The sequence below is a fragment of the Streptomyces pilosus genome, assembly GCF_014649835.1.
GTDB classification, from domain to species: Bacteria; Actinomycetota; Actinomycetes; order Streptomycetales; family Streptomycetaceae; genus Streptomyces; species Streptomyces pilosus.
Genome location: NZ_BMTU01000013.1, coordinates 179,579 through 198,298 on the forward strand (window position 1 = coordinate 179,579; position 18,720 = coordinate 198,298).

Genomic DNA, 18,720 nt, shown 5'->3' on the forward strand with positions numbered 1-18,720 from the left:
CGGTGCTCAGCCGAGCAGGACCACGTCGGCCTCGGTGCCGGGGGCGAGGGACTCGACGTCCTCGGGGACGACGATCAGCGCGTTCGCCTGCGCGAGGGCGGCGACGAGGTGGGAGCCGGCGCCCCCCACGGGGGTGACCGTGCCGTCGGCGTACCGGCCGCGCAGGAACTGGCGGCGGCCCTTGGGCGAGGTGAGGGCCCGGTCCGCGGTGAGCTTCGCGCGGGTCCTCGGCCGGTGGACGTCGCCGAGGCCCATCAGGGTGCGGATGGCGGGGCGGACGAACAGTTCGAAGGAGACGTACGAGGAGACCGGGTTGCCGGGCAGGGCCAGCAGCGGGGTGTGGTCGGGGCCGATGGAGCCGAAACCCTGGGGTTTGCCCGGCTGCATGGCGACCCTGCGGAAGTCGACGCCGCTGCCGGGCTCGTCCTCGTCCGCCGCGTACGACAGCGCCTCCTTGACGACGTCGTACGCACCGACGCTCACGCCGCCGGTGGTGACCATCAGGTCGGCGCGGACCAGCTGGTCGTCGATGGTGTCCCGCAGGGTGGCGGCGTCGTCGGCGACGGCGCCCACCCGGTAGGCGATCGCGCCGGCGTCCCGCGCGGCGGCGGTGAGGGCGAAGCTGTTGGAGTCGTAGATCTGACCGGGGCGCAGTTCCTCGTCGGGCTGGACGAGTTCGCTGCCGGTGGAGAGGACCACCACGCGCGGGCGCGGGCGCACCCGGACGGTGCCGCGGCCGATGGCGGCCAGGAGGGAGATCTGCGGGGGGCCGAGGACGGTGCCGGCTTCCAGGGCGCGGTCACCGGCCCTGACGTCGCTGCCCTTGGCGCGCACGTGCGCGCGGGCGGGGGCGGGGCGGTGGACGCACACCTGGCCGGTGGCGCCCTCGGGCGCCAGAGCGCGGGCGCGCATGCCGGCCGCCGGGCCCTCGCCGAGGCCGCCGTCGGTCCACTCCACGGGGACGACGGTCTCGGCGCCGGGCGGCAGCGGGGCACCGGTCATGATGCGGGCGGCCTGGCCGGGGCCCACGTGGAGGAGGTCGGCCTGGCCCGCTGCGACGTCCCCGATCACCTCGAGGGCCGCCGGATACTGCTCGCTCGCGCCCGCGATGTCCGCGACCCGCACCGCGTACCCGTCCATGGAACTGTTGTCGAACGGGGGCAGGGACACCGGCACCGTGATGTCCTCGACCAGGACGCAGCCCTGGGCGTCGAGGAGCTGGAGCTCGATCGGTTCGAGGGGCCGGACGGTCGCGAGGATGTCGGCCAGGTGCTCGTCCACCGACCAGAGGTGGTCCGGTCCTGCGGTGCGGGGCGCGGCGGTGCTCAACGTTGCTGCATCTCCTCGGTGACGTAACGGCGGAGCCAGGTCCGGAAGTCCGGTCCCAGGTCCTCACGTTCGCACGCGAGCCGGACAATGGCACGGAGGTAGTCGCCGCGGTCGCCGGTGTCATAGCGGCGGCCCTTGAAGACGACGCCGTGCACCGGGCCGCCGACCTTCTCGTCCTCGGCGAGCTGCTGGAGGGCGTCGGTGAGCTGGATCTCCCCGCCGCGGCCGGGCTCGGTCCTGCGCAGTATGTCGAAGACGGCCGGGTCGAGGACGTAGCGGCCGATGACGGCGTAGTGGGAGGGCGCCTCCTCGCGGGCCGGCTTCTCGACCAGGCCGCTGACCCTGACGACGTCGGAGTCCTCGGTGGTCTCGACGGCGGCGGAGCCGTAGAGGTGGATCTGCTCGGGGGCCACCTCCATGAGCGCGACGACGCTGCCGCCGTACTGCTGCTGGACGTCGATCATGCGCTGGAGCAGGAGGTCGCGCGGGTCGATCAGGTCGTCGCCGAGGAGGACGGCGAAGGGCTCGTGGCCGACGTGCGGGGCGGCGCACAGGACGGCGTGGCCGAGGCCCTTGGGGTCGCCCTGGCGGACGTAGTGCATGGTGGCCAGGTCACTGGACTCCTGGACCTTGGCAAGGCGGTCGGCGTCGCCCTTCTTCTGAAGGGCGGACTCCAGTTCGTAGTTGCGGTCGAAGTGGTCCTCGAGGGGGCGCTTGTTCCGGCCCGTGACCATGAGGACGTCGTCGAGACCGGCGGAGACGGCCTCTTCGACCACGTACTGGATCGCCGGCTTGTCGACGACCGGCAGCATCTCCTTGGGAGTGGCCTTGGTGGCCGGCAGGAACCGCGTGCCGAGACCGGCCGCGGGGATGACAGCCTTGCTGATCCGAGGGTGTGACTGTGACATGCCGGACACCCTATCCGGTGCGTTTGCAGGGAATCTGCAGCTCCGGTCAATTGCCGCTCATATGAGCATATTAGAACGGTACGGGTACAGACTTGAGACAGAACGATCGCGCGGACGAGTCTGACAAGCGGACGCTGCGGCGCGAAATCCTCCGTGCGAGGGACGGGTTGACGGCGGATGACGTGCGGGAGAACGCGTCCGAACTGGCCCGGCAGGCCCTCGCGCTGCCCGAACTGGCCGACGCGCGCACGGTGGCGGCGTACGTCTCCGTGGGGAGCGAACCCGGCACGCTCGCGCTGCTGGACGCGCTGCGCGCCCGGGGCGTACGCGTCCTGCTGCCGGTGCTGTTGCCGGACAACGACCTCGACTGGGGGACGTACACCGGTGAGGCGTCCCTCGCGCGGGTGCGGCACGGCGGACGGATGACGCTGCTGGAACCGGCCGGGGAGCGCCTCGGTGCGGACGCCGTGACGGAGGCGGACGCCGTCCTGCTGCCCGGACTGGCCGTCGACGCGCGGGGGATGCGGCTGGGACGCGGCGGCGGCTCGTACGACCGGGTCCTCGGGCGGCTGCACCGCGCGGGCGCGCGCCCGGCGCTGGTGGTGCTGCTGTACGGCTCCGAGGTCGTCGGGCGGGTCCCGGTGGAGCCGCACGACCGGCCGGTGCACGCGGTGGTGACACCGTCCGGGGTGCGGCGCTTCGGCCGGCCGTCCGGGGCGGAACGCCCCGGCGCACCCTCCTGAGACGCGCGTCGGCCCCCACGCGCGCGCGTGGAGGCCGATGCCGGCTGCGGGACCGCCCGGGTCAGGGCTTGAGGAGCAGCGTGTCCTCCGTGTTCTTCTCGACCGCGTCCTTCGAGAACGGCCACTCCAGCAGCTCGCCCTTGGCCCACAGGTCCGTCTGGTCGACGTAGTGCGAGCTGTAGGCGTGCCCGGAGGCGCCGGTGAGGTTGATGTACCGCGACTTGTCGAGGTCCCCGAGGTTGACCACCATCCGCATGGACGGCACCCACACGACCTCGTAGCCGCCGGCCGCGTTCCAGCCGGTCGCGTTGACCGTGGCCTCTCCGCCGCCGAGCTTCCACGGGCCGCGATTGAGGGCGTACTGCAGGAAGCCGGGGCCCTCGGTACCGAGCGTCTGGTTCTTCAGGAACAGGCGGTGCAGCCGGCCCCAGCTCCAGCTGTCGATGTCCTTGCCGAGCTTGGCCGTCAGCTCCCAGCGGGCGTCGATCAGGGCCCGCTTGAACAGCTCGTCACGGTTGTCGGCGCCGGGCCGGGTGCCCCTCTTGGGGGTCGACCACCACTCGCTGTCCTTGTCCTCCTTCAGCGTGCGGACCACCTCGAACCAGCGGTCGCCGCCGTCCGGCTGCGCCTGGTCGGCGGCGCGCTGACCGCACTCGCGGACCTTGCTCACCTCGTCCGCCGGCCCGGTCGGGTTGACCGGGTCGACCCACAGGCACTGGCCCTCGACGCGCAGTTCCTTGGGCAGCTTGTGGCCGAAGGCGAGCTTGAGGATGTTGCGCCACACGGCGTTGAAGTAGGCGGCGGCGGCCGAGTCGGCGTCCTGCTGGTAGTTCCAGCCCTCCAGCAGCTTCTGCGCCTCACGCACGTCCTCGTCACCGGTGTCGATCTTGAGCAGGTCGGGCACCAGCAGTTTGGCGATGGAGCTGGAGTTGTCGAGCTGCATCTGCCGCATGTCGTCGGTGGAGAGCTTGCCGCCGTCCTCGATCTTCCCCTGGATCAGGTCGGTGATCTGCCGGCTGCGCGCGCCGTAGCCCCAGTCCGTGGTCAGCGTGTACGGGTAGTCCTCGCCGACGACCGCCTGGTTGGCGGTGACGATGTAACCGCGCTCGGGATCGAACTCGTAGGGCAGCTCGTCCTGCTCGATCCAGCCGGTCCACTCGTAGTCGGGGTCCCAGCCGAGGGCGGGGACGGCACCGTCGTGCTTCTCCGCGCGGGTGGGGATCTTCCCGGGGAGCGTGTAGCCGATGTGGCCCTCGGTGTCCGCGTAGACGAGGTTCTGCGAGGGCACCTCGAAGAGCGTGGCCGCCTCGCGGAAGTCGTCCCAGTCCTTGGCGCGGTTGATGGCGAAGACGGAGTCCATGGTGCGGCCCGGGTCCAGCGCGGTCCAGCGCAGCGCCACGCCGTAGCCGTCGCCCCGGTCGGGGGCCTCGCTGTCGACGGTGGCCTTCTTGCCGGTCTTCACCAGCTCGTCGGAACGGTCGGAGAGCAGCGGTCCGTTGTTGGTCTCGCGGACCACGATCGTGCGCGACGGGCCGCCGGCGACCTTGATGGTCTCCTCGCGGGTCTCGAACGGCACCACCTTGTCGCCGTACTGGTAGCCGTCGCCGGTGATCTTCTGCAGGTAGAGGTCGGTGACGTCCACGCCGGAGTTGGTCAGGCCCCAGGCGATGTCCTGGTTGTGGCCGATTATCACGCCGGGCATGCCCGCGAAGGTGTAGCCGGTGACGTCGTACCGGCACTGCTCCGAGACGCTGCGGCAGTGCAGGCCCATCTGGTACCAGACGGACGGCAGCGAGGCGGACAGGTGCGGGTCGTTGGCGAGCAACGGCTCGCCGGTGATGGTGTGGTCACCGGCGACGACCCAGGAGTTGGAACCGATGCCGTCGCCGTTGACGCCGACGGCGGTGGGGAGGTCCTGGAGGACCTGCTGGAGGCCCGCGAGCTGGCTCTCGATGCCCGAGCCCCCGGTGCCGGACTCCGTGCCGTCTCCGGCACCCGTCCCGCTCCCGTCGCCGGTCCCGTCGCCGGTGCCGTCACCTTCGCCGTCGCCGCCCCCGCCCTTCTCGTACGCCTCGGTGAGCTCGTCGTACCGGCCCTCCTGGACCACCGGCTTGTTCCGGTCGTACGGGTAGGCCGGGTACAGGTCGGCGATCTGCTTCGGGCCGAGGCGGCTGGTCATCAGCGCGCGGTCGATCTCGTCCTGCATGTTGCCGCGCAGGTCCCAGGCCATCGCCTTCAGCCAGGCCACGGAGTCGACCGGGGTCCACTCCCCCGGCGTGTAGTCGTTCTCGAAGCCCAGCGCCGCGTACTCCAGCGAGATCTCCTCGCCCTTCTTGCCGGCCAGGTAGGCGTTGACGCCCTTGGCGTAGGCCTGGAGGTACTTCTTCGTCTCGGGGGAGAGCTTCTTGTCGTACTCCTCCTTGGCGACCCGCTCCCAGCCGAGGGTGCGCAGGAACGCGTCGTTGTCGACCTGGCCCTTGCCGAACATCTCCGACAGGCGCCCGGCGGTCATGTGCCGGCGCACGTCCATCTCGTAGAACCGGTCCTGCGCCTGGACGTAGCCCTGCGCCATGAACAGGTCCTCGTCGGAGGAGGCGTAGATCTGCGGGATGCCGTGGCCGTCGCGTTTGACGTCGACGGTCCCCGACAGGCCCTGGAGCGTGATCGAGCCCTCGGTCTGCGGGAAGGAGGCACGCACGGTGCTGACCGACCAGTACCCCCCGTAGGCGACACCGCCGATCAGGGCCAGCACCAGGACGAGCACGAACAGGCGCACCTTGCGCCCTCTTTTCCTGCCGGACTTGCCGGGCTGCTGACCCGTGGAGGCGGTGGTGTCGGTGGGCATCGCTGTCCTTGCTGTCCTAACGCGAGCGGCAGGTCGGGGCTGTGCTTTTAACTGAGCGCTGGAGCAACGATAGGCGCAGGGCCCCGCGCCACTTGACGCGGAGTCGGGAACCAGCCCGGACGGACGTTCGATCATGCCGTGAACGGCGTCAAGAACGCGTCAAGAGTTAGGTAAGGTAACGAAGTAGTTTGCCGCGGAAGCGGTGGATCGCACGCGATGTACGTGAGCTCACGCGCCGACGCGCCTGAGTGAGGGAAGGGAACGGCCGCTGACTGTCCACCACCTCAACCAGCTGCTGCTCGTCTGCTCGGTCGTGCTGCTCGTGGCCGTCGTCGCGGTGCGGATCTCCTCGCGCAGCGGGCTCCCCAGCCTGCTCGTCTACCTGGGCATAGGCGTCGCCATCGGCCAGGACGGCATCGGCGACGTCCACTTCGACAACGCCGAGCTGACCCAGGTCATCGGGTACGCGGCCCTGGTCGTGATCCTGGCCGAGGGCGGCCTCGGCACCAAGTGGAGCGAGGCGAAACCGGCCCTGCCCGCCGCCACCGCGCTCGCCCTGGCCGGTGTCGCGGTGAGCGTCGGGGTCACGGCGTCGGCGGCGCACTTCCTGGTCGGGCTGGAGTGGCGGCAGGCGCTCATCATCGGCGCGGTGGTCTCCTCGACCGACGCGGCGGCCGTCTTCTCCGTACTGCGCAGGATCCCGCTGCCCTCCCGGGTGACGGGCACCCTGGAGGCGGAGTCCGGCTTCAACGACGCCCCCGTCGTCATCCTGGTCGTCGCCTTCTCGGCGGCCGGACCGGTCGAGCACTGGTACGTACTGATCGGCGAGATCGCGCTGGAGCTGGCCATCGGCGCCGCCATCGGACTCGCGGTGGGCTGGCTCGGCGCCTGGGGGCTGCGGCACGTGGCGCTGCCCGCCTCCGGCCTGTACCCGATCGCCGTGATGGCGATCGCCGTCGCCGCCTACGCGGTGGGCGCCACCGCCCACGGCAGCGGCTTCCTCGCCGTCTACCTCGCCTCGATGGTGCTGGGCAACGCCCGACTGCCGCACTGGCCCGCCACCCGCGGGTTCGCCGAGGGGCTCGGCTGGATCGCCCAGATCGGCATGTTCGTCCTGCTCGGCCTGCTGGTCACCCCGCACGAACTCGGTGACGACATCGTGCCCGCGCTGCTCATCGGACTCGCGCTCACCCTGGTGGCCCGCCCGCTGAGCGTCGTGGTGTGCCTGGTGCCGTTCCGGGTGCCCTGGCAGGAACAGACCCTGATGTCGTGGGCGGGGCTGCGCGGCGCCGTGCCCATCATCCTGGCGACGATCCCGATGGTGCAGGGCGTCGACGGCAGCGAGCGGATCTTCAACATCGTCTTCGTACTGGTCGTCGTCTACACCCTCGTCCAGGGCCCGACGCTGCCCTGGCTGGCCCGCACGCTGCGGCTGGGCGGGGACTCCGGCGCCGCCGACCTCGGCATCGAGTCGGCACCCCTGGAACGGCTGCGCGGGCACCTGCTGTCCGTCGCCATCCCCGGCGAGTCCCGGATGCACGGTGTGGAGGTCGGCGAACTGCGGCTGCCGGGCGGCGCCGCCGTCACCCTCGTCGTGCGCGACGGGAAGTCCTTCGTCCCGCTGCCGTCGACGGTGCTGCGACGCGGGGACGAACTCCTCGTCGTCGCCACGGACCCGGTACGGGACGCCGCCGAACGGCGCCTGCGCGCGGTCGGCCGGGGCGGGAAGCTGGCGGACTGGCTGGGCGCGGACGGCTCGCGGGCGCACCACTGACCGGGCGGCTCCCGCCCCCGCCGGGACACCCGTTGCCGCAGGCAGGGTGCCCCTTTTCACAGCCGTAGCGGCCCGTCGGCCCCTGTACTATGCAGACGACCCCAGATCGAACCAACTCTGCCTGACGCAGAGCTGGCGCGACCGTATGGCGGCCGGAACGCCCTGAGCTGTGGCGCCGGTATCTACCGCAGTCAGCGCAAGAGGACAGCTCTCGGCGCTCCCGCACGCCCCGCGCGCGGGGCGCTACCAGGCGGCAGAAAGGCACGGGCCGTGGCATCCACGGTCACCACGTCTCAGGACCCGGCCGCCTCCCGCCCGGGATACGGCCGCCTGCTGCGCACGCGCGGCGCGTGGACGTTCCTGCTCCCCGGCTTCGCGGCCCGCCAGCCGTTCGCGATGCTCACCCTCTCCATCGTGCTGCTGGTGCAGCACACCACCGGCTCCTACGGGGTGGCCGGCGCCGTCGCCGCCGCCACCGGTGTCTCGATGGCCCTCTTCGCGCCCTACAGCGGCCGCCTCGCCGACCGCTACGGGCAGCGGGCCGTCCTGGTGCCCGGTGTCCTCGTGCACACCGTGTCCGGCGTCGCCCTCACCGCGCTGGCCCTGACCGGCGCACCCCTGTGGGCCCTGTTCGCCGCCGCCGTGCCCACGGGCGCCTCGGTGCCGCAGATCGGGCCCATGGTGCGCGCCCGCTGGGGCGTCAAGCTCAAGGGCTCCCCGCTGATGGCCACCGCGGCGGCGTTCGAGTCCGTCACCGACGAGTTCACCTTCGTCGTCGGACCGCTGCTGGCCACGGCCCTGTGCACGGCCGTCGACCCGGCCGCCGGCCTGGTCACCGAGGCCGCGCTCACCCTCGTCGGCGGTCTGCTGTTCGCCGCGCAGAAGGGCACGCAGCCCACGGTCGCCGCCCGCACGGGGCACACCCGCACGGAGCAGACCTCCGCGCTGGGCGTCCCCGGGGTGCGGGTGCTGATCGTGACCTTCCTCGGCATCGGGTCCGTCTTCGGCGGCATGCAGGTCTCCCTGGCCGCGTACACCGAGTCGATCGGCAACCCGGGCCTGAACGGCGTCCTGTACGGCGTCTTCGCCGCGGGCAACATGATCGCCGGCATCGCCTGCGGCGCCATCGCCTGGAAGGTCGCCCCGCAACGCCGCCTGATCCTCGCCTACGCGGCGCTGGCGCTGACCGCGTCCGCCCTGTGGACCGCCCACTCGGCGCTGCTGCTGGCCGGGCTCGGCCTGCTGGTCGGCATGTGCATCGCGCCCGCGCTGATCACCGGCTACACCCTGGTGGAGGACCTGGTCCCGGCCGGAGCCCGCACCGAGGCCTTCACCTGGCTGACCGGAGCCGTCGCGCTCGGCCAGGCGGCGGCCGTGACGGTCGCCGGACAGCTCGAGGACCGCCTGTGGGACGGCGCCGGATTCCTGGTCCCGATGGGCGGTACGGTGCTGGCCCTGGCGACGCTGCTGGCACTGCGGTCGCGGCTGGTGACGGCCCCGCGGGGGCGTACCGTCGCGCGTGGCGTGGGTCACCGCGAGCCCGTCGCAGTGGACTGAACCCACGGAATACGTCACTATGGACCGTCGTTAGCACTCATCGAGTGAGAGTGCCAGGAGGAAGACAGTGCCGACCTACCAGTACCAGTGCACCGAGTGCGGCGAAGGCCTCGAGGCGGTGCAGAAGTTCACCGACGACGCGCTGACCGAGTGCCCCAACTGCCAGGGCCGCCTCAAGAAGGTGTTCTCGGCCGTCGGCATCGTCTTCAAGGGCTCCGGCTTCTACCGCAACGACAGCCGCGGCTCCTCGTCGAGCAGCTCGCCGGCGTCGAAGTCCGCCGGAGCGTCCTCGTCCTCCTCCTCGGCGTCCTCCTCGGACTCGGGTTCGGGTTCGAGCACGTCGTCCGGTTCGTCGAGCTCGTCCGGTTCCGCCGGTTCCACGAGCACGACCGCCGCGTAGGCGCGACCGCCACTCATCGCCGTATCCCCGGGACCCTGTCGTCGTCCGACGACGGGGTCCTCGGTGTTTCCCCGTCCGGCTAGGGTGCGGGGCATGGCGAACATCGCGAAGGCCGAGATCGGCGTGATCGGCGGCTCCGGCTTCTACTCCTTCCTCGACGACGTCACCGAGGTCCGGGTGGACACCCCGTACGGGGCCCCCAGCGACTCCCTGTTCCTCGGCGAGGTGGCGGGCCGGCGGGTCGCCTTCCTGCCGCGGCACGGGCGCGGCCACCACCTGCCGCCGCACCGCATCAACTACCGCGCCAATCTGTGGGCGCTGAGGTCGGTCGGCGCCCGCCAGGTCCTCGGACCGTGCGCGGTGGGCGGACTGCGGCCCGAGTACGGGCCCGGCACGCTGCTGGTGCCGGACCAGCTCGTGGACCGGACGAAGTCCCGGGCGAACACCTACTTCGACGGGCTGCCGCTCCCGGACGGCACGGTGCCGAACGTGGTCCATGTGTCCCTGGCCGACCCCTACTGCCCCGTGGGGCGGGCGGCCGCCCTGAAGGCGGCGCGGGGACGGGACTGGGAGCCGGTGGACGGGGGCACGCTGGCCGTGGTGGAGGGGCCCCGCTTCTCCACCCGCGCCGAGTCGCTGTGGCACCGGGCGCAGGGCTGGTCGGTGGTGGGCATGACCGGTCACCCCGAGGCGGCGCTCGCCCGTGAGCTGGAGCTCTGCTACACGTCCCTCACGCTGGTCACCGACCTGGACGCCGGCGCCGAGACCGGTGAGGGCGTCTCCCACGACGAGGTGCTGCGGGTGTTCGCCGCCAACGTGGACCGGCTGCGGGGGGTCCTCTTCGACGCGGTCGCCGCGCTGCCGGCGACGGGGGAACGGGACTGCCTGTGCGCGTCGGCGCTGGGAGGGATGAACCCGGGGTTCGCGCTGCCGTAACGGTTCGGCGCGGGGGCGGCGGGCCTGGCGCGGCCCGACCGGAGCAGCGCCGGGTCTCCGCGCGCGGAGAGCGTCCGGTCACCGGGCGCGGGCGGGGCAGGCTCCGCGCGCGGCCGGGGGCGGAGGCTCCCGTTCGGGTGGCGGGGTCGTCCACAGGCTCGTGGTGCGTCCACAGGGCCCGGCGGGCCGGGGCCATGGGCCTCATCGTGGGAGCCGCAAACCGGTCCCTCGTCGCAGGTGGTGGTAGCCGTGTCCCGTCGTCCCCCCTCCCCGTTCCGTGTCCCCTCGTCCTTCCCCTCCCCCTCCCCCGACGTCCCCCGCCCGCCCGGCGCCGACGTCCCTCCCCGCTGCGAGGTGCCGCACTTCGCCCCGGTGCGGGTGCGGGGCGGTCTGCCCCTCCCGGGCGGGCTCGTACGGCACCGCAGGCGGGCCGTGGCGATGGGCCTGGCGGTCACGGCGGCGGCGCTCGTCGCGGCGGGTCCGCGGGAGGCGGACCGGTCGCGGGGACACCCCGCGGGGTCGTCCGCCCTACGGGCCGCCCCGACGTCCGCCGGGGAGCGGCCCCCGGTACGGCCCCGGCACGCGGGGACGACGGTGACGGCTCCGGTACGGATCGCCGACGCGGCCACGGTGCGGCTGCTGCGGCCGGGCGACCGGGTGGACGTGATCGCCGCCGAGGAGACGGTGTCCGGCGGCGGGGCCCGGGTGGTGGCGCGCGGGGCACGGGTCACGGAGGTGCCGGAACCGGTGGACGGCGACGGCGGGGCGCTCGTCGTGCTGTCGGTGCCGCGTTCCACGGCGGCCGGCCTCGCCGGTGCGAGCGCCACGGCACGCCTGGCGGTGACGGTGTGGTGAACCCGGCCCCCGCGAACCCGGCGGTCCGGTCGGCGCGTTCCCGCGTACGCCGTGACTGGACAGGTCGGCACGGGTGTGGCGTAGGTTGCGGAGCGCTTTCCTCCGCACGCTACGCACGAGAAATGGGGCCCCGAAGTGAGCGACCGGGAGAAGACGAGCGTCCTGCAGGGCTTCAAGGCCTTCCTGATGCGGGGCAACGTCGTCGATCTGGCCGTGGCGGTGGTCATCGGTGCCGCCTTCACCAACATCGTCAACGCGGTCGTGAAGGGCGTCATCAACCCGCTGGTCGGCGCCTTCGGCACCAAGGACCTGGACAGCTACAGCTCGTGCCTGAAGGGTCCCTGCGAGGGCACCGGGGACGCCGCGACCGGCGTCAGGATCCTGTGGGGCTCCGTCCTCGGCTCGACGCTCCAGTTCGTGATCACCGCAGCGGTCGTCTACTTCCTGATGGTGCTGCCGATGGCGAAGTACCTGGCCCGGGTGGAGGCCCGCCGGAAGGCGAAGGAGGGCACCCGCGAGGTCATCGAGATCACCGAGCTGGAGGTGCTCAAGGAGATCCGCGACACCCTCGTCGCCCAGCGCGACGCGGCACACGGCGCCTCGGGGCAGTACGGCCCCGGACAGGGCGGGACGGGGCCGGGCGGCCGGTAGGGCGCTCACGTCCGGCCCGCGGGCCGGACGTGTCCGCGGGTCAGATGTGGTGGGGCGGCTTCTCGTCGAGGAACCGCTTCAGGTCGGCGGCGCTGTCGCCGGACGGGCGCTCGCCCCACCCGCGGTCGGTGTCGTCCGAGGACTGCTGGTCCGTCGGGTCGTCGAAGACCAGCGCGGGCTTCGGCTCACGCGGCCGGGGATCGGGGGCGGTACTCATGGGTCCAGGGTACGGCCGCGCCCGATCGGGCAGGACTGAGCGCATGACAGCTGATGCTCTGACGGACGTGGCCGGCCTGCGGGTGGGGCACGCCACGCGGACCGGCGACGGGTGGCTGACCGGCACCACGGTCGTGCTGGCGCCCGAGGGCGGGGCCGTGGCCGCGGTGGACGTGCGCGGTGGCGGACCCGGCACCAAGGAGACCGACGCCCTCGATCCGCGGAACCTGGTGCAGAAGGCCGAGGCGGTCGTGCTGACCGGGGGCAGCGCGTACGGGCTGGACGCCGCGTCCGGGGTGATGGCCTGGCTGGAGGAGCGGGGACGCGGGGTGCGCGTCGGGCCGGATCCGCTGCACGTGGTGCCGGTGGTGCCGGCCGCCTGCGTCTTCGACCTGGGCCGGGGCGGCGCCTTCCGGGCCCGGCCGGACGCGGCCACCGGCCGGGCGGCGGTCGAGGCGGCGGCCGCCGCCGGGCCGGGCGCGCCGGTGCCGCAGGGCTGTGTGGGCGCCGGCACGGGCGCGGTGGTCGGGCTGCTGAAGGGCGGCATCGGCACGGCGAGCACGGTGCTGGAGTCGGGGATCACGGTGGCCGCGCTGGTGGCGGCCAACGCGGCGGGTTCGGTGATGGATCCGGAAACGGGGGTGCTGTACGGGGAGTTCTTCCAGGGCCGGGTGCGCTACCCGGACACGGAGGTGCACGAGGCCGCGCGGCGGCGGCTGGCGGAGTCGGCCGGGCGCAACGCCCCTCCCCCGCTGAACACCACGCTGGCGGTGGTGGCCACCGACGCCGTGCTGTCCAAGGCGCAGGCGCAGAAGCTGGCCGGCACGGCGCACGACGGGATCGCGCGGGCCGTCCGGCCGGTGCACCTGCTCAGCGACGGCGACACCGTCTTCACCCTGGCCACGGGCGGGCACCCGCTCGACACGGCCGACCCTCTCGCGCTGAACGACGTGCTCGCGGCGGGCGCGGACATGGTGACCCGGGCGATCGTCCGGGCGGTGCGTGCCGCCGGGCCGGTGGACGGTCCGGGCGGGGCGTGGCCGTCGTACGGCGAGCTGTACGGCCGGCCGTGAGCGGGCGGCGCCCGGCGACGGGGCGGGAGGTGCGGGCGGGGGCGACATCCGCGCCCCGGCGGGCGGGGTGGACGGTGCGGTCGGGGCCGGCGAAGTGGGCGCCGGCCGGGAAGAGTTGCCGTCCCCCGGGGTGGCGGGGGAATTCCTCGCGCCGCCCGGTCGTTTTCCCGTCAGACGTTTTCCCGTTCACCGGACACGATGTCCGGCCCAGGGGCTACGGTATGCACCCACAAGGTGACATGCAGCGACGCCGGGAGAAACCTTGAGCGTTCCGTACGAGACGGCAGCGTACGAACCACCCGACCCGCGTGAGTCTCCGGAGGAGCACCTCGCGCGACTCCTCGGCCGCGCCCTGAACTCCTTCGAGTTGCCGGACGAGACGATCCTCCGGCTGGACTGCGCGCTGGCGCACGACGGTTCGCTGCACTCCGCGCACCACAGCGCGGGACTGCACCGGGAGACCTACCGGCACACCTGGCTGCTCGCCGACGGTTCGGCGGTCACGCTCTGGGAGTTGGTCCACAACACCGCGCGCGGCAGCGAACCGCAGCACGAGATCTACGTGGACGAGGAGGAGCTGCGCACGGCCACGGCCCGGCTCCCCCTGCCGCCGGACGCGCCGGACTTCGAGCTCCCGGTGACGGTGCTGCCCGCCCCGGCTCCGGTGCTGCGGCAGACCTACGTCCCGGACGGGTCCGCGGACCACGCGCGCCGCTTACTGCGCAGGGCGGAGAACCCGGACCGGCCGGGCGGCGAGACGGCGGCGCTGCTCAGCACCGCCTGCGCGCACCGGATCACGCAGGCCTTCGGCCGCCCGTCCCGTGCCGGGCGGCAGGCGTTGCCCTTCTCGCTCTACGAGCACGCGTTCCTGCTGGGTGACGGCGTGGAGCTGTCCCTGTGGGAGGTCGAGCACACCCTCACACCGGACGGGCGGCACATGTGTGAGGTGTACACCAGCGAGGACGCGGCGCGGGACGCGATGGAACGCCGGGCGGCGCGGGTCTCCTGACGGACCGGCAGGCGCCGGGGACCGCCCGCGCCTCAGCCGTACTCGCCGAACCGGCGCACCAGTCCGGCGAAGGCGTCGCGCTCGGCCTCGGTGAGCCGTACCGCTTCCGCCGGGGAGCCGTTGCGCCGCTGCCTCGGGATCGTCGGGGTGCCGTGCGGCATGTGGACCGGGGGCTCCTCGACGTGCCCGCTCCCCCGCTTGCGCTCGCGCCGGCGCCGCAGGACGTCGGCCAGACCCGCCGCGCAGGCCACGGCCACCAGGGTGAGAACGGTGGCGCCTGTCGTCCGCGGGCTCGTCTCGTGCTCAGACATGCGGCCCAGTACACACCACGGTCCGGAACTTTGAGCCCCGGACCGTGAGGATCGTGATCTATATCGCAGTAGGCATGAACCGCCCACACCTACCCAAACGGACGCACCGTCATGGGATCACACGGCCACCGGCCGCTTGCTCTCCGACGATGCCGCCAGGGTGGCCCCGCCCGCTCCCGGGCCGGCCGGAGCCGCCTTGCGGAGCCCCTTGAGGACGATCACCAGGGCCGCCGTGACACCGACGCCCGCGGCGATGGCGACCAGGTAGAGGAACGGGTTGCCGATCAGCGGGACCACGAAGATCCCGCCGTGCGGGGCGCGCAGGGTCGCGCCGAACGCCATCGACAGGGCGCCGGTGACCGCGCCGCCCACCATGGAGGCGGGGATCACGCGCAGCGGATCGGCGGCGGCGAACGGGATGGCGCCCTCGCTGATGAAGGAGGCGCCCAGGACCCAGGCGGCCTTGCCGTTCTCGCGTTCGGTCCGGTTGAAGAGCTTGCCGCGGACCGTGGTGGCCAGGGCCATCGCCAGCGGCGGCACCATGCCGGCGGCCATCACCGCGGCCATGATCTTCATCGCGGAGTCACTGGGGCTCGCGACGGCGATCCCGGCGGTGGCGAAGGTGTAGGCGACCTTGTTGACCGGACCGCCGAGGTCGAAGCACATCATCAGGCCGAGCAGCGCGCCGAGCAGGACGGCGTTGGCGCCGGAGAGGCCGTTCAGCCAGTCCGTCATGCCCTTCTGCGCCTCGGCGATGGGCTTGCCGATGACGACGAACATCAGGAAGCCGACGACCGCGGCGGAGATCAGCGGGATCACCACCACCGGCATGATGCCGCGCAGGGCTGCCGGGATCCGCACCTTCTGGATCGCGATCACCACGCCACCGGCGATCAGACCGGCCGCGAGACCGCCGAGGAAGCCGGCGTTGATGGTGAGCGAGATCGCGCCGCCGACGAAGCCGGGCACCAGGCCGGGCCGGTCGGCCATGCCGTAGGCGATGTAGCCGGCCAGGACCGGGACCAGGAAGCCGAAGGCGACGCCGCCGATCTGGAAGAGCAGCGCGCCCCAGCTGTCGGCCTGGGTCCACACGAAGTGGTCCATCACCGAGGGCGCCTCGTTGATCCCGTAGCCGCCGATCGCGAAGCCGAGGGCGATCAGCAGACCGCCGGCCGCGACGAACGGCACCATGTAACTGACGCCGGACATCAGCCACGTGCGCAGCCTGGTGCCATAGCCCTCGCCGGACTCGCCGCCGCGCTCGACGGGGGTGCCGGCGGACGCGGCCGCGGTGACCTCGCCGCGCTCCGCCCTGCCTCTCACCTCGCTGATCAGGTCGGCGGGGCGGTTGATGGCGGCCTTGACGCCGGTGTCGACGGTGGGCTTGCCGGCGAAGCGGTCCTTCTCCCGTACGGGGACGTCGTGGGCGAGGATCACACCGTCCGCCGCCGCGATCACGGCCGGGTCGAGGCGGGTGAAGCCGGCCGATCCCTGGGTCTCGACGACGAGTTCGACGCCGGCGTCCCGGCCGGCGTTCTCCAGCGACTCGGCCGCCATGTAGGTGTGGGCGATGCCGGTGGGGCAGGAGGTGACGGCGACGATCCGGAAGGGGCGCTCCGGCTCGGGTGCGGTGGTGCCCGTGGCGGCACCGGCGGAGGCCGCCGCCGGTGCCGCCACGGAGTCCTCGGATCCACGGGAGCCCTCGGCGCCCTCGGATCCACGGGAGTCGTCGGTGCCGCCGGAGTCCGCGGAGCCGGTGTCCCCGCCCCGGATCAGCGCCGCCGCCGACGGCGCGTCGCCCACCGAGCGCAGGGCGTCGGTGAACTCGCTGTTCATCAGCTGCCGGGCCAGCGACGACAGGATCGTCAGGTGGGCGTCGTCCGCGCCGGCCGGGGCCGCGATCAGGAAGATCAGGTCGGCGGGCCCGTCCGGCGCGCCGAAGTCGATCCCGGCCGCGCTGCGCCCGAAGGCCAGCGTCGGCTCGGTGACGTGTGCGCTGCGGCAGTGCGGGATGCCGATGCCGCCGTCGAGGCCGGTCGGCATCTGGGCCTCGCGGGCGGCGACGTCGGCGAGGAAGCCCTCCAGGTCGGTGACCCGGCCCCGGGCCACCATCCGCTCGGCGAGGGCGCGCGCCGCCGCTTCCTTGGTGTCGGCGGACAGGTCGAGGTCGACCAGGTCCGCGGTGATCATCTCGCTCATCGCGGGCTCCTTCGCACGCGTATCGCCCGTACAGCGGGGTGGGCGGGGGAGGGGACGGGGGTGGGGAAGGAAGGAACGGGGCGGAGTCCCGAGGCACGGGCGTTCACGACGCCGGCTCCCTCAGGACCCGGTCGACGGGGACCTCGGCCGTGACGGTGACCGCGGCCGGGTCCAGGTCGCCCGGTGTCGGCATCACGCTGCCGGGCAGCTGGACGGCGGCCGCTCCGTGGGCGACGGCGGAGGCGAGCGCCCCGGGCCCGCGCCCGCCGGCGACGAGGAACCCGGCGAGGGAGGAGTCGCCCGCGCCGACGTTGCTGCGGACGGTGTCGACGGGGGCGGCGCCGAACCAGGCGCCGTCGTCGTCGACGAGGAGCTGGCCGTCGGCGCCGAGGCTGGCGAGGACGGCCCGGGCGCCCGCCGCGCGCAGTTCCCCGGCCGCTTTGACCGCGTCGCCCACGGTGATCAGCGGGCGTCCCACGGCCTCGGCGAGTTCCACCGCGTTCGGCTTCACCACGTCGGGCCGTTCGCGCAGGGCGGCGAGCAGCGCCGGCCCGGAGGTGTCCAGGGCGATGCGCACGCCGGCGGCGTGCACACGGGCGACCAGTTCGGCGTACCAGGAGGGGGCGAGTCCGCGGGGCAGGCTGCCGCAGCAGGCGATCCAGTCGGCGCCCCCGGCCCGCCGGAGCACGGTGTCCAGGAGCAGTTCCTGTTCGGCCGCCGTCAGCTCGGGCCCGGGCGCGTTGATCTTCGTCAGTACGCCGTCGGACTCGGCGAGCGCGATGTTGGAGCGGGTGGCTCCGGCGACCGGGACCGGGGCGGCCTCGATGCCCTGCGCGTCGAGCAGTCCGGCGACCAGGGCGCCCGGTGCGCCGCCGAGGGGCAGGACGGCCACCGTGCGCCGGCCGGCCGCGGCGACGGCGCGTGAGACGTTGACGCCCTTGCCGCCGGGGTCGACGCGCTCGCCGGTGGCCCGGACGACCTCGCCGCGGTCCAGCGAGGGGACCTCGTAGGTGCGGTCCAGGGACGGGTTGGGGGTGATGGTGAGGATCATGCGCGTGCCACTTCCGTGCCCCCGCGCTCGATCGCGGCGGCGTCCTGCGGGCTGAGCCCGGTGTCGGTGATCAGCAGGTCCACGTCGCCCAGGTCGCCGAAGCGGGCGAAGTGCTCCTGGCCGTGCTTGGAGGAGTCGGCGAGCAGCACCACCCGGCGGGCGGCGGCCACGGCCGCGCGCTTCACGGCGGCCTCGGCGAGGTCGGGGGTGGTCAGCCCGTGCTCGGTGGAGAAGCCGTTGGCGGCGACGAACAGGACGTCCGCGCGGATCTCGGCGTATGCGCGCAGGGCCCACGCGTCCACGGCGGCGCGCGTGCGGTGCCGGACGCGGCCTCCGACGAGGTGCAACTGGATGCCGGGGTGGTCGGCGAGGCGGGCGGCGATGGGCAGGCTGTGGGTGACGACGGTGAGGGAGGCGTCGGCCGGCAGGAATCCCGCCAGCCGCGCGGCCGTCGAACCGGCGTCGACGATCACGGTGCCGTCGGCCGGGAGTTCGGCGAGGGCGGCGCGGGCGATGCGGTCCTTCTCGTCGGCGGCGGTGGTCTCCCGCTCGGCGAGGTCCGGCTCGAAGTCGAGGCGCCCCGCGGGGATGGCGCCGCCGTGCACCCGGCGCACCAGACCGGCACGGTCGAGGGCCTTCAGGTCCCGGCGGATGGTCTCGGCGGTCACCTGGAACTCCTCGGCCAGCGAGACCACGTCCACCCGGCCGCCGTCGCGGGCGAGCCGGAGGATCTCCTGCTGGCGTTCCGGTGCGTACATCTCCGCCGTCCTTCCCGTCCGTTCGTGCCCGGACGTGTGGTGTGACTCGGACAGTACGTCGGGAAGTCCGGAAAGTAAACACATACGGGCACGACCGGGCTTCCG

At 73.2% G+C, this 18,720-nt stretch carries 17 protein-coding genes; 9 read left to right on the forward strand and 8 right to left on the reverse strand.

What is annotated here, in order from left to right; all coding sequences use genetic code 11:
* Positions 1–6: 6 nt before the first annotated feature.
* Complete coding sequence (glp, locus tag IE118_RS27300) at positions 7–1,329, reverse strand: molybdotransferase-like divisome protein Glp (protein ID WP_189560721.1); 1,323 nt, start codon at positions 1,327–1,329, stop codon at positions 7–9.
* A complete protein-coding gene (gene galU / locus IE118_RS27305) occupies positions 1,326–2,237 on the reverse strand; it encodes a UTP--glucose-1-phosphate uridylyltransferase GalU (protein ID WP_189560722.1) in 912 nt (303 codons plus the stop codon). Before galU ends, glp begins: the two co-directional genes overlap by 4 nt.
* Positions 2,238–2,329: 92 nt before the next feature.
* Between galU and IE118_RS27310 the strand changes: the two genes are divergently transcribed.
* Positions 2,330–2,980 carry a 5-formyltetrahydrofolate cyclo-ligase gene (locus tag IE118_RS27310; protein WP_189560723.1) on the forward strand — a complete coding sequence of 217 codons (651 nt, stop codon included), beginning with the start codon at positions 2,330–2,332 and terminating at the stop codon, positions 2,978–2,980.
* A gap of 61 nt (positions 2,981–3,041) precedes the next feature.
* Here IE118_RS27310 and IE118_RS27315 read toward each other — a convergent pair whose 3' ends face one another.
* On the reverse strand, positions 3,042–5,825 hold the full coding sequence (locus IE118_RS27315; protein WP_189560724.1) for a penicillin acylase family protein: 2,784 nt from the start codon (positions 5,823–5,825) through the stop codon (positions 3,042–3,044).
* A 244-nt stretch (positions 5,826–6,069) separates the two neighbouring features.
* On the opposite strand from IE118_RS27315, the gene IE118_RS27320 reads away from it, so the two are divergent.
* The 6 genes from IE118_RS27320 (at position 6,070) to mscL (ending at position 11,998) form a co-directional block, all read left to right on the forward strand.
* Complete coding sequence (locus tag IE118_RS27320) at positions 6,070–7,599, forward strand: potassium/proton antiporter (protein WP_189560759.1); 1,530 nt, start codon at positions 6,070–6,072, stop codon at positions 7,597–7,599.
* Positions 7,600–7,869: 270 nt separating this feature from the next.
* Complete coding sequence (locus IE118_RS27325) at positions 7,870–9,156, forward strand: MFS transporter (protein WP_189560725.1); 1,287 nt, start codon at positions 7,870–7,872, stop codon at positions 9,154–9,156.
* A 67-nt stretch (positions 9,157–9,223) separates the two neighbouring features.
* Entirely contained in the window at positions 9,224–9,556 is a 333-nt protein-coding gene (locus IE118_RS27330; protein ID WP_189560726.1) for an FmdB family zinc ribbon protein, read from the forward strand.
* A 93-nt stretch (positions 9,557–9,649) separates the two neighbouring features.
* A complete protein-coding gene (locus tag IE118_RS27335; RefSeq protein WP_189560727.1) occupies positions 9,650–10,492 on the forward strand; it encodes an S-methyl-5'-thioadenosine phosphorylase in 843 nt (280 codons plus the stop codon).
* A 354-nt stretch (positions 10,493–10,846) separates the two neighbouring features.
* Entirely contained in the window at positions 10,847–11,347 is a 501-nt protein-coding gene (locus tag IE118_RS27340; protein WP_189560760.1) for a hypothetical protein, read from the forward strand.
* A gap of 135 nt (positions 11,348–11,482) precedes the next feature.
* The gene (mscL, locus tag IE118_RS27345; RefSeq protein WP_189560728.1) at positions 11,483–11,998 is read left to right on the forward strand and encodes a large conductance mechanosensitive channel protein MscL; all 516 of its coding nucleotides are present in this window, start codon (positions 11,483–11,485) and stop codon (positions 11,996–11,998) included.
* A gap of 40 nt (positions 11,999–12,038) precedes the next feature.
* Here mscL and IE118_RS27350 read toward each other — a convergent pair whose 3' ends face one another.
* On the reverse strand, positions 12,039–12,215 hold the full coding sequence (locus IE118_RS27350; protein WP_189560729.1) for a hypothetical protein: 177 nt from the start codon (positions 12,213–12,215) through the stop codon (positions 12,039–12,041).
* Between the two features lie 43 nt (positions 12,216–12,258).
* On the opposite strand from IE118_RS27350, the gene IE118_RS27355 reads away from it, so the two are divergent.
* Positions 12,259–13,287 (forward strand): P1 family peptidase, encoded by a 1,029-nt coding sequence (locus IE118_RS27355; protein ID WP_189560730.1) that lies wholly within the window; start codon positions 12,259–12,261, stop codon positions 13,285–13,287.
* 262 nt (positions 13,288–13,549) lie between these two features.
* Positions 13,550–14,296, forward strand: a complete 747-nt coding sequence (locus tag IE118_RS27360; RefSeq protein ID WP_189560731.1) for a DUF6227 family protein — start codon at positions 13,550–13,552, stop codon at positions 14,294–14,296.
* A 32-nt stretch (positions 14,297–14,328) separates the two neighbouring features.
* Here IE118_RS27360 and IE118_RS27365 read toward each other — a convergent pair whose 3' ends face one another.
* The 4 genes from IE118_RS27365 to IE118_RS27380 all read right to left on the reverse strand — a co-directional run bounded on the left by IE118_RS27365 (position 14,329) and on the right by IE118_RS27380 (position 18,615).
* On the reverse strand, positions 14,329–14,607 hold the full coding sequence (locus IE118_RS27365) for a hypothetical protein (protein ID WP_189560732.1): 279 nt from the start codon (positions 14,605–14,607) through the stop codon (positions 14,329–14,331).
* 117 nt (positions 14,608–14,724) lie between these two features.
* Positions 14,725–16,806, reverse strand: a complete 2,082-nt coding sequence (locus tag IE118_RS27370) for a PTS fructose transporter subunit IIABC (RefSeq protein WP_189560733.1) — start codon at positions 16,804–16,806, stop codon at positions 14,725–14,727.
* Between the two features lie 103 nt (positions 16,807–16,909).
* Positions 16,910–17,857, reverse strand: a complete 948-nt coding sequence (gene pfkB, locus IE118_RS27375) for a 1-phosphofructokinase (RefSeq protein ID WP_189560734.1) — start codon at positions 17,855–17,857, stop codon at positions 16,910–16,912.
* Positions 17,854–18,615 carry a DeoR/GlpR family DNA-binding transcription regulator gene (locus IE118_RS27380; RefSeq protein ID WP_189560735.1) on the reverse strand — a complete coding sequence of 254 codons (762 nt, stop codon included), beginning with the start codon at positions 18,613–18,615 and terminating at the stop codon, positions 17,854–17,856. The genes pfkB and IE118_RS27380 overlap by 4 nt, the downstream gene beginning before the upstream one ends.
* Between the last annotated feature and the right edge of the window lie 105 nt (positions 18,616–18,720).